Genomic DNA, 10,016 nt, shown 5'->3' with positions numbered 1-10,016 from the left:
GCGACCGGGCCTTCGATTTCGCCAACATATTCTGCAACCCGGATTTTTCCATCGCCGCAGACCCTGCCCATTTTCAACAGCGGCTGCAAACGGTGTGCAGCGAATCCGGCCTGGAGCGAACCCGCCTCCTCGAATGGATCGTAGCATGGGCGGCACTTTCGGCCGTCTGGTTCCTGGAAGATAATATGGAACCCGATGCGCAGACCGACCTGGCCGTAGGCGCCCTGGCGATCGCTGCGTTGAACGCGTGAATACTAGGTAGTATTGCTCATTTTCCCGCAAACCTGTAATATTTCAAGGTTACGGTCCGTTTTATATAGTAATTTCGCCCCGCAGCATAGCAGTTCCTTCGCTAAGGAACTGCTATTTTTTGATGCAGACATAACTGAAGAGCGCCCCAAACCCAAAAATTAATCTCATGAAGAGAAACTATCAGCTTGTAATCCTTTGCCTGACGCTGGCGACAGCTCTTTTTTCCTGCGGGAAGAAAGATAAAGTAGTCATCGATCTCACCCCAACGCCCGCTCCCGAAATCACCAGTTTCACACCGGCAAACGGCATCCCCGGCACCACCGTCACCGTCACCGGGAAAAACTTTTCCACCAACATCCCCGACAACGATCTGAAACTGGGCACCCAGCGGGTAGTCGTGAAAACCGCCACCGCCACCGCACTGACGTTCGATGTGCCGTTCGGTTCCACGACCAGCAAGATCAGCGTGATCATCAAGAATAAGACGGCGGTTTCCGCCAATAATTTCGTCGTAGATCCCATCCCTACCGGCATTGCGGCATTTGCACCGCTGGAAGGGCCTTCGGGTACGGAAGTGACGATCACCGGCGCCGACTTTCCCCTGGCGCCGGAGGTGAAACTCAATGGCGTAAAAGGGGAGGTGAAATCTTCCGACGCCAACCAGATCAAATTCATCGTTCCATACAGCACCACGCTCACCAGGCACAAGATCGTGGTAACGGGCGGCGGGAAGAATTATGAATCCACCGCGGAATTTACCGTTACGAATACGGGCAAGCTCGGCCAATGGGTGCGCATCCCCGATCCCATACCTAATTCGCAGAACGCGAACCTTTTCCCGGGCGGTATTTCTTTCGTGTTTGAAGGCAAACTGTACTGGGGCTTTACCGAAATCGCCCATGACCAGGACCAGTTCTTTTTCATGTACAACCCCGCCCGCCCGGATAGCGGCTGGCAGGCCACGGAGATCAACGGAAAACTGCCCACCAGCCTGCAGGATGCCGTGCCGGCCATCGTCGGAAACAAAGTGTATTTCGGAAATAGTTTAGCCCATGAGAATTACGGCAAATGGTGGGAGTTCGATCCGATGACCAAAGGCTTCAAACCAGTGGCGCCAATCCCGGGCACGCATGCCGCCATGGGCATCGCGTTTACGATGGGCGGTAAAATGTATGCCGCTTCGGAAGACGACGATAAATCCATCTATGCATACAACCCCGCCAATAACAGCTGGACGAAAGCCATCAACGGTTTCTACAGCCAGATCAACCTTGGCGGCGTGGTGGTGCTGAACAACGAAGCGATCATCGGGCCTGCATTCAAAACCACCACCGATCCCTACCGCAAATACATGTATAAATTCACGGTGAACGGTAATGTGGGAACAGTGACAGAACTGCCCGTCCTGCCGGATGCGAAATTGGGCATCCTGCTCAAAACCCCGGCGTTCGGTCTGAAAGGAAAGGCTTATTTTATGGTGAACGAAAGGATGTGGGAATACGACGGCGCAGCAACGGTTCCCTGGCGCCTGGTGATGTCCGACGACCTGAACAAATCGATCGAACACGTTGGGGTGGTAGGCGATAAAGTGTACGGCTGGAATAACAAAGGCAAGATTTACGAATTCAGCTTCATCAACTGATAACAACCCGTTATATACAAAGCGCCGCATGATCCATGCGGCGCTTTTTTTTTAGTCTTTTTTCTTCCACTTCTGCGCGATGCGCATGGCGGTTTCCAGCATGAACGGTGACCATCGTTCCACCTGCCAATGGCTTTGCGCCAGTGATGAGGCGTGCAATGCGCGGCTGGCGGCTTCGAAGGAATTTGCGTTTTCCAGGATGGAAGAAAGTTCCTGCTGTTGCTGGTGCAAGGCCAGATCCTCCGCCGGGGCGCTTTGCGGAGGGTTAAATGGAGGGGTGAAGGGATGAAGGATTTCATCTCCCTGCATCACATTCCATTGCGTGGCGATGTCCGCCATCCGCCGGAAATCCGCACGGAAAGCCGTTTTGCTGTCTTCCGTTTCCAGTCCGGCGCCGAGTTGTTCCATCACGAGATAGCGCAGGTGCGGGCACCGGGGAATGATGGCTTCCAGGTAACGGAAGACTTCATCGGGAACGGAATCATCGTGCGTGTCGCGGCGGATGGAGCGGGATCGGTCTTCCGAAGGTTCCCAGCTGCCGCCGGAAATATGGACCTCCCGGACGCGGTGCAGGGGATAAAGGGCCGCGAGCGTTTCGAAAGGAATGTCGAAGTTGGCTACCTGGCAATACAGGTTGTGGAGGTCGAGGATGATGAACCCGTTGATGGGGGCCAGCAGCCGGTCGAGGAAATCCCCGTGCCGCCGCACCTCATCCACCGACCACGAAAACGCAAGATTCTCAAGCCCTACCGGCCGCCCGCAGGCATCCGCGATCCGCAGCAGGCGATCCTGCCCGATACGTAAAGCCGCATCGGTGTAAGGAACGTTCAACGGCGCGCCATGATGGAAATCCTGCCCGGTCATGAACCCGAAATGTTCGGTGATGTGATCGAACCGGTACTTTTTACAGATCACAGAAAGCTCCCGCAGCCAGGCTTCCTGCTCCGGATGCCACTTGCCGGCAAACAGGGAGAAGAAAATACCATGGCCTACCAGGCGGTCGCCTTCACTAAAAGCATCGATCAATCCGTGAAACCAATCCGGCAGCGCATCCAGGCGGTACAGTGCGTCGAACGACCACTCGATGGCGTCGGCTTCGCCGGATTCGAAGAGGGGCAGGCAGGCTCCCAGCAAATGGGGATCCAGGTTACAGGCTACAGTGGATAACAGTCGGGGCAATGTGGAAATGTTTTACGGTCAGCATCAGCCCATACCGCAGGCGGGGCAATTGTCCATGTTACGTTTCCGTTCTTCCTCTTTCTTTTTGGCTTCTTTCTGCTGGGGCGTGAGGTCACTGTCTTTGGAGCAGGACGGCAATGTTTGAATGGCAATTCCGGCGACAATGGCGCCGATGAGAATTTTGGGAAGTTTCATACATCGTGTTTTAAAAAATGAAGAGGTTGTTTCCACACCTGTGCAATGGCTTCAGTTCGAGGGTAAAACGGCCGATGTCAGGATAAGGTTACAGTTTCATCATTTCTTAACATTACGGGGAAAGGAGGGTAAACGTGATTTCCCGGTCATTTTGCCCCGCCACATGCAGGAACGGGGTAATCCCTTCCGCCCGCTGCCGGTGTACCAGCCCCGCCACCAGTTGCCCCGCATATCCCCGGCCAGTGTGATCGGGATGGGTACAAATGGCGCTCAGTTCCGTGAGGCCGTCCAGCCGCATGCGCTTCCCGGCTACCGCTACCAGCCGGCCGTTTTCCCGGATACCGGTATACCGGCCCATGCGCCAGGTTTCGGGCATGAAGTAACCCGGCTGCACCAGTTGTACGAGGTCATATAATTCCGCGGCTTCGGCAGGCGTTAGATCGATGATGGATACAGCGGGATCGGGTGCTTCGGGCAGGCGTTCACTGATCATTTGCAGGCAGGGGAGTTGGGAACGGACCGTCCAGCCGGATGCCAGGGGCGGCAGTTCGCCGATGAGGAAAAAGGGGCCCCCCGGCGCCAGGAGGCCGTCCAGCTGCCGGGCGCTTTCCGCCTCAGGCGAGGCCACCGCCGCAAAGGGGACCACTTCCGGCAGATATCGCGCGCCGCTTCCCGAAACCCTCGACAGGTGCGCCTGCGGGCCGTTCAGGGCATGCCAGGCCGGGTTGTCGAGCATCGTCAGATCGATTGTCTTTTGCATCTTTCAAATATACAGCTGTAGGCCGTGGGGATCACGCTCATTATTCACGGCGGCGTCAATTTTTACGGAAAAACACCAACCGGACTTGCGGGAGATTGTTGTATAGATGAATGGGATTGTCTAATTTTCCGGCCGAAATTGAATGTATCGACTGTACCTGTCCTTGAAAACATGATTCTATCGAGCATTTTCCAATGAGCATCAACCAGACCGGACCTATAACATTATCGCCTGTAGCATGAAATTCTGTATCCTTTTTCTGAAGCTGATCCGATGGCCTAATCTCGTGATTATTTTCCTCACGCAGTGGCTTTTCCAATATTGCGTGATCACCCCGCTATTGCGCGCATCCGGCCTGGAGCCGAAGATGAGCGTAGCGGAATTCCTCATGATCTCCGCCGCCTACATGCTCGTAGCCGCCGCGGGATATGTCATCAACGATTATTTCGATCTCGGGATCGATACCGTTAACAAACCGGAGAAAGTATTCATTACCCGTGGCATCTCCCGGAACGGCGCCATAGCAGCTTACGGCCTTATGAACGCCGCCGCCGCGGGGCTCGCCTGGGTCGTAAGCGTGGACCTGGGCGGATGGGCGCCGTTGTATTGCATCCTCGGTTGCATCGTGCTGCTGTATTGTTATTCGGCATTCTTCAAAAAACGTTTCCTTATCGGCAACATCCTCGTGGCCGGCATCTCCGCTTCGGCCATGCCCGTGCTCACACTGGTAGAGGGCGATGCCGCCGGCATCTTCCCCGAAACCCTCCGTTACATCACGATCTACACCTTTTTATACACCGGCTTCGCTTTCATCATCTCTTTCGCGAGAGAACTGGTGAAAGACCTGGAAGATGTGGAAGGTGACCGCCGCTATGGCGGGCGCACCATGCCCATCGTACTGGGCGCGCGCACCGCACACTGGATCGTGGCGGGAAGCCTGATCAGCGTCATCAGCGTGCTGGCCGCACTGCAGCCCTTCCTCTGGACGCAGCAGGACGGGGGCACTTCCATGCTGTCGGTCTACTCCATCTGCCTGATCATCCTGCCGCTGGCGTGGATACTGCGTAAAGTGTTCGGCGCCCGCGCCGTGCAGGACTACCACCGCCTCAGCACCTGGATCAAAATCGTGATGCTGACCGGTATTTTGTCGATGTTGTTCATCCAGTTTATGATCCTATGAATGTATTGCAGTTCGCCGGAAGCGTAGGCGCGCGGGTTTGGCAGATCATGTCGGAAAGGAAGAAGGAAGCCCCCCGGGCCGAAGCGCTCCTGCAAAAGCTGGAAGCGCAGTTCGGCGGACGAATGCCCGAAGAGGCCCGCCGCAAGGTGATCACCAGCTACAGCATCTACCAGCCCATGATCATCGACGCTTTCACCGCACTGCGCGGCCGCACCGCCACCCCGGCAGAAAGAGACCGCCTCATCCAATATTTTATCTGCAGCGGGGCGTTCGACGACTTCATCGACCGCGAGGAACTGACGCCCGAAGCGCTCGAAACCATTTCTTTCCAGCCGGAAAATTTCCAGCCCCGCAGGATAGAAGAAAAGATGTTCCTCCATTGCCACCTGGCGCTGCGGAACTACGTCCGCGACCGGCCCGCCTACGACGAAGCCGCCCGCGGGCTTTACCGCGCGCAGACGGATTCCGCCCGGCAAACGAAACCGGCCCCCATGTCCGAAGAAGAACTGCTCCGCATCACGATGGAAAAGGGCGGGTACGCCGTACTCCTCTGCCGGTTCTACCTCGATCACGACGCCTCCGGAGCCGAAGCGGAATGCTGGTACCGCATCGGCGGCATCATCCAGCTCACCAATGATCTATTCGATATCTGGAAAGACCTCCAGGCAGGCGTGCAAACCCTTCCCAACCGGATGCGCGACGCGCACGCTTTCCACGCATTTTACACCCGCAAGGTGGAGGAGATGATGGCCATCATCGCGGGGCTCCCGGTACCGGAAGCACGCAAAAGCACCTTCCTCCTCAATATGATGGCGATCTGCGCTTTCAGCGACATGGCCATCTGCCAGCTCCGCAACATCCAGCAGCAAAGCCCGCAGCTTCCCGATCTCAACACCCTTCCGCGCAAAGCACTGATCGTGGACATGGAGAAACCCGCCAACATCTGGCACTGCATGCGCTTCACCTGGCATAAATGCCGCGAAGGCAAACGCATGTCCGCATCCACCAAACCCTTCCCTGCATGAACTTCCGCATTACCCTCATCATATCCATGCTCCTGGCCTGCGCACCTTTTGCCAGGGCGCAGGAAGATACTTTCGCGACCCGCCTCCTCCACGAAATCGCGGCGGAACAGGCGGCTGCCGACAGCTTCTACTACGCCGGGATGTTCCCCAGCCACCGCTACTACGGCAGCCCGCGCGGCAAAATGAAACACGACAACAACGTATTCTTCACCGGCCTCATCGCTATGACGCTCGGCGAAATGCAGGATCAGTTCCGCGGCCCCGACAGCGCGCTATGCCGCAACATCCGCACAAAAGCCTGCGCCACGTTCCCTAATTTCCGGCACAAGTCCGGCCGCAGTACGTACAACTTCTGGAAAACCAATCCCAGCATGGTGTTCCCGAACTCCGGCTTCCTGAACTTGTTTAAGAAATGGCATTCCCTGCCCGATGATATCGACGATACTTCCATCCTATTACTGGCCATGGAAGCGGATTCCGCCACCGCCCGCGCCACGAAGGCGCTAATGGAGCAGCACGCCAACACCGTCAGTTACGGCATCAAGAACACTTTTAAAAAATACCGTGATATTCCCGCGTATTCCACCTGGTTCGGGAAAAGCATGCCCATTGATTTCGATGCCTGCGTGCTGGCGAACACGCTGTATTTCATGCATCATTACAACATGGCCGGCAGCCGGTCCGACAGTGCCACCGTGCAGCTGCTCGCCGGTTTCATCCAACACCGCGAATACATGACGCACCCGGCCTACATTTCCCCGCACTACGCGCGCTCCCCGGTGCTGATCTACCACTTTGCGCGCCTGATCGGCCGGTATCCCATCCCGGAACTGGCGCAACACCGCGCAATGCTCGTGGCGGATGCGCAACAATTACTGGCGGCAACCACCGACGATATGGACCGCGTCATCCTGTCCACGGCGCTGCTCTGGCTGGGGGCATCCGCTCCGGAAATTGATCTGCAGGAAGTGAAAACAGACGGGGACTTCGTGTTTTTCGTGGCGGGCTTCAATTCGCTGCTGCCGGATTTTGGGAAGAAGACGTTTTCCGGCTACCACCTCATCAGTTACTACTACCGCTGCCCTGCATACAACAAGGTATTGCTGTTGCAGCATCACCTGCTGCGCACATCGCTGAAAGCATAAAAAAGCCCCCGCAATCGACGGGGGCTTTCTGTTGAAATATTATTGCAGATCGGAGACCCATTCCTGTTTCCCCAGTTCGTCGATCCGCTCGCGGCTGGTGTTGACGCGCGATTTGAGATCGCTGAGGAGGGAATACAAACCGAAATACGTGCGGTTGATGTAGAGCGAATGGCGGCTGCCGCGCGCTACTTTGGATTCACGGACTTCCTTCAGGTTATAGAGATAATCCATGTAGGCGTAAATCTCGTTGAAATAGGCCTCGTCGCCGAAGTCGAAACTCGCTACGGTAAAGGGAAGCGTGAGCATTCGGATCATTTCCTGGAAAAGACCGGAGAAGAAGACGATGTCTTTTTCCGTGTCGCTGGGATGGATCATTTCGAGATGCGTGTAGATCTCGCGGCGGCGCGCTTCGTCGGCCAGCACATCTTTATCGGTGAGATGGAAATAATTCACATAAAAATCTTCCGGGATCTCCTTCACGCAACCAAAATCGAAAATCGCAACGGTACCGTCTTCCCGCAGCAGGAAATTGCCAGGGTGTGGATCGGCGTGGACGGTGCGGAGGTGATGCACCTGGAATTGGTAGAAGTCCCACAGGGCCTGCCCAATCTTGTCGCGCACTTCCTGCGAAGGGTTGGTTTCCAGGAACTCGCGCAGGTGCTTGCCGTGGAGCCAGTCCATGGTAATGATCCGGTCCGACGATAACTCCGGGTAATATTCCGGGAAAACCAGGTTGGGGATATGCGCGCAGCGGGCGCTCAGTTCCCTCGAGCGACGGAGCTCCAGTTTGTAATCGGTTTCTTCCAGCAGTTTGGATTCGATCTCTTCGAAATACTTGTCCATATCCACTTCGTTCATCCCCACGATCCTAACGGCGAAGGGTTTTACGATGCGGAGATCGGATTTTACGCTGCTGGCTACGCCGGGATATTGGATTTTAACCGCGAGCTGTTTGCCGTTTTTCTCCGCTTTGTGCACCTGCCCGATGGAGGCGGCGTTGCAAGCTTTCAGGTCGAACTGGTCGAACAGTTTGGAGGGCGTTTGCCCGAGGGTTTTGACGAAGGTGTTGACCACCAGCGGCCCGGACAGGGGAGGCGCGCTGTACTGGCTCATGGCGAACTTGTCGGAATATGCTTTGGGCAGCATGCCGCGGTCCATACTGAGCATCTGCGCCACTTTGAGGGCGCTGCCTTTCAGGTGGCTCAGCGTGTCGTAAATATCTTCGGCATTATCCTGGTGCAGCTGTTCTTTGGACACGGAAGGGTCCATCAGCTTGCGGGTGTAATGTTTGATATAATTGGAGCCCACTTTTAGCCCGGTGGTCACGAAGCGGCCGGCCCGCTCCACTTTGCCGGTGGGGAGGTGTTGTTGTTCTTTCATAATGGCGGTTATTTCCGGGTGAACATGAATTTACCGAAGTCGATCAGGCTGTCGATCGTGTTGCTGTGAATCAGCTCGAAGCTGAGGTTCACAGCTTTTTCGATGGCCGCGTCCGTCAGTTCGAATTGTTCGCTCCTGTCGCCGATCCAGTATTTCAGGACAAACAGCGCCTGCACCCAGAATCCGTGTACATATTGGTCGGAAATGTATTTCCGTTCCTTGATCTCGGAAGTGAGGTAGCCTTCCCTGATCAGCCCGGAAGCATACTCGTAAAACGCTTTCTTGAAAGCTGACAACTGCCCCAGCTGGCTGAGCGGCAGGTGGGAGCGGCGGTACTGTTGCAGGATATAACTCCTGTCTTCCTTCAGCTGCTGCCCCCAAAAAAAGTAAAAGGAAGACAGGAGTTATATCCTGCAAGAATACTGCCGGTAGGTTTCATCGTCTTTCAGCTGATCGGTGGTACGGGTGAAATAATCTACCCAGATATCAGCCTCCAGGGCTTCGAAATTGCTGTAAAACTGGTAGAATTCCGCCTCCGGCACATCGAGGATTTTGCAGAGTGCGAAAACGGAAACAGGCGCCTGGCCGTTCTCGAGCCAATAGCGCTTGTACGCATCGCGAATGGATTGTTTTTCCATGTTCTTTTTGGTTTAAAAGAATGATCGAAGGGGGAGGAACGGGTTATGATGCAAAATTACGCCGCCACGCGATACGTTCGGCAAATGGTGTGGAAAAAATTTCTGCTGATGGCCGGAAACCGGTAATGGGAGCCGCTATGGCGGGAAATGTTAATTTTTTCCCAAAGGCGGGGAAGCGAAAGTGTCGTACATTCAAATCAAACCCGAAAACATGGCAAGAAGATTCGCCGGTCTGCGGACCGTCGTTTACCGCGTTCCCGATATTACCGCGGGAAAAGAATGGTACAGGAAGGCATTTAACACCGATCCCTATTTCGACGAGTCCTTCTACGTAGGTTTCGAAATCGGCGGATACGAACTGGGCGTTCACCCGCTGGCGCCCGGAGAAGCCCACCCGGGCACAGGTGCGGTGGAAACGTACTGGGGTGTGGAAGACATCCGGGAAGCCTACAACCACCTCCTGCAGCTCGGCGCCACCACCCACGAGGCCCCGCGGAATGTGGGCGGGCCCATCGAAACCGCCACTGTCACCGATCCCTGGGGGAATATCATCGGATTGATTTACAATCCTTTATTTGAAGTGAAACCATAGAAAAAGGGCGCCTTGCGAGCGCCCTTTT

General features: G+C 55.6%; 12 protein-coding genes. 6 read left to right on the top strand and 6 right to left on the bottom strand.

The window, feature by feature from the left end; translation table 11 throughout:
- Positions 1–251 (top strand): aminoglycoside phosphotransferase family protein (locus Q0510_RS06415; protein WP_298709301.1); only part of this gene is annotated, 251 nt, incomplete at its 5' end.
- A 167-nt stretch (positions 252–418) separates the two neighbouring features.
- On the top strand, positions 419–1,894 hold the full coding sequence (locus Q0510_RS06410) for an IPT/TIG domain-containing protein (RefSeq protein WP_298709299.1): 1,476 nt from the start codon (positions 419–421) through the stop codon (positions 1,892–1,894).
- 51 nt (positions 1,895–1,945) lie between these two features.
- Here the strand turns inward: Q0510_RS06410 and Q0510_RS06405 are convergent, their stop codons facing one another.
- The 3 genes from Q0510_RS06405 to Q0510_RS06395 form a co-directional block, all read right to left on the bottom strand.
- Positions 1,946–3,073, bottom strand: coding sequence for a DUF692 family multinuclear iron-containing protein (locus Q0510_RS06405; protein WP_298709296.1), 1,128 nt, complete (start codon positions 3,071–3,073; stop codon positions 1,946–1,948).
- 24 nt (positions 3,074–3,097) lie between these two features.
- Complete coding sequence (locus Q0510_RS06400) at positions 3,098–3,268, bottom strand: hypothetical protein (protein ID WP_298709292.1); 171 nt, start codon at positions 3,266–3,268, stop codon at positions 3,098–3,100.
- Between the two features lie 112 nt (positions 3,269–3,380).
- The gene (locus Q0510_RS06395) at positions 3,381–4,028 is read right to left on the bottom strand and encodes a GNAT family N-acetyltransferase (RefSeq protein ID WP_298709290.1); all 648 of its coding nucleotides are present in this window, start codon (positions 4,026–4,028) and stop codon (positions 3,381–3,383) included.
- A 238-nt stretch (positions 4,029–4,266) separates the two neighbouring features.
- Between Q0510_RS06395 and Q0510_RS06390 the strand changes: the two genes are divergently transcribed.
- Genes Q0510_RS06390 through Q0510_RS06380 form a run of 3 tightly spaced genes read left to right on the top strand, consistent with a single transcriptional unit; the run spans position 4,267 to position 7,378 of the window.
- Positions 4,267–5,208 carry a geranylgeranylglycerol-phosphate geranylgeranyltransferase gene (locus Q0510_RS06390; protein ID WP_298709288.1) on the top strand — a complete coding sequence of 314 codons (942 nt, stop codon included), beginning with the start codon at positions 4,267–4,269 and terminating at the stop codon, positions 5,206–5,208.
- Positions 5,205–6,233 carry a hypothetical protein gene (locus tag Q0510_RS06385; RefSeq protein ID WP_298709286.1) on the top strand — a complete coding sequence of 343 codons (1,029 nt, stop codon included), beginning with the start codon at positions 5,205–5,207 and terminating at the stop codon, positions 6,231–6,233. Before Q0510_RS06390 ends, Q0510_RS06385 begins: the two co-directional genes overlap by 4 nt.
- Positions 6,230–7,378, top strand: a complete 1,149-nt coding sequence (locus Q0510_RS06380; protein WP_298709285.1) for a hypothetical protein — start codon at positions 6,230–6,232, stop codon at positions 7,376–7,378. Before Q0510_RS06385 ends, Q0510_RS06380 begins: the two co-directional genes overlap by 4 nt.
- Positions 7,379–7,417: 39 nt before the next feature.
- Here the strand turns inward: Q0510_RS06380 and Q0510_RS06375 are convergent, their stop codons facing one another.
- From Q0510_RS06375 to Q0510_RS06365, 3 genes are read right to left on the bottom strand one after another with little or no spacing between them, the layout of a single operon-like run.
- Positions 7,418–8,758, bottom strand: coding sequence for an AarF/ABC1/UbiB kinase family protein (locus Q0510_RS06375; protein WP_298709283.1), 1,341 nt, complete (start codon positions 8,756–8,758; stop codon positions 7,418–7,420).
- An 8-nt stretch (positions 8,759–8,766) separates the two neighbouring features.
- Complete coding sequence (locus tag Q0510_RS06370) at positions 8,767–9,159, bottom strand: TetR family transcriptional regulator C-terminal domain-containing protein (protein ID WP_298709303.1); 393 nt, start codon at positions 9,157–9,159, stop codon at positions 8,767–8,769.
- A 3-nt stretch (positions 9,160–9,162) separates the two neighbouring features.
- Positions 9,163–9,396: a hypothetical protein gene (locus Q0510_RS06365; protein WP_298709281.1), complete on the bottom strand. Its 234-nt coding sequence runs from the start codon at positions 9,394–9,396 to the stop codon at positions 9,163–9,165.
- A gap of 211 nt (positions 9,397–9,607) precedes the next feature.
- Between Q0510_RS06365 and Q0510_RS06360 the strand changes: the two genes are divergently transcribed.
- A complete protein-coding gene (locus Q0510_RS06360; RefSeq protein WP_298709279.1) occupies positions 9,608–9,988 on the top strand; it encodes a VOC family protein in 381 nt (126 codons plus the stop codon).
- Positions 9,989–10,016: the final 28 nt, after the last annotated feature.

Origin of the sequence: uncultured Chitinophaga sp., from assembly GCF_937874145.1 — a bacterium.
GTDB lineage: Bacteria > Bacteroidota > Bacteroidia > Chitinophagales > Chitinophagaceae > Chitinophaga.
Note: the sequence above shows the minus strand (reverse complement) of the source record. Positions and strands in the feature narration are given on the sequence as shown.

Excerpts from the sequence above, each read along its gene's own strand:
- Q0510_RS06410 (WP_298709299.1), top strand. The coding sequence starts at position 419 with ATGAAGAGAAACTATCAGCTTGTAATCCTTTGCCTGACGCTGGCGACA.
- Q0510_RS06400 (WP_298709292.1), bottom strand. The coding sequence starts at position 3,268 with ATGAAACTTCCCAAAATTCTCATCGGCGCCATTGTCGCCGGAATTGCC.
- Q0510_RS06395 (WP_298709290.1), bottom strand. The coding sequence starts at position 4,028 with ATGCAAAAGACAATCGATCTGACGATGCTCGACAACCCGGCCTGGCAT.
- Q0510_RS06390 (WP_298709288.1), top strand. The coding sequence starts at position 4,267 with ATGAAATTCTGTATCCTTTTTCTGAAGCTGATCCGATGGCCTAATCTC.
- Q0510_RS06385 (WP_298709286.1), top strand. The coding sequence starts at position 5,205 with ATGAATGTATTGCAGTTCGCCGGAAGCGTAGGCGCGCGGGTTTGGCAG.
- Q0510_RS06380 (WP_298709285.1), top strand. The coding sequence starts at position 6,230 with ATGAACTTCCGCATTACCCTCATCATATCCATGCTCCTGGCCTGCGCA.
- Q0510_RS06375 (WP_298709283.1), bottom strand. The coding sequence starts at position 8,758 with ATGAAAGAACAACAACACCTCCCCACCGGCAAAGTGGAGCGGGCCGGC.
- Q0510_RS06365 (WP_298709281.1), bottom strand. The coding sequence starts at position 9,396 with ATGGAAAAACAATCCATTCGCGATGCGTACAAGCGCTATTGGCTCGAG.
- Q0510_RS06360 (WP_298709279.1), top strand. The coding sequence starts at position 9,608 with ATGGCAAGAAGATTCGCCGGTCTGCGGACCGTCGTTTACCGCGTTCCC.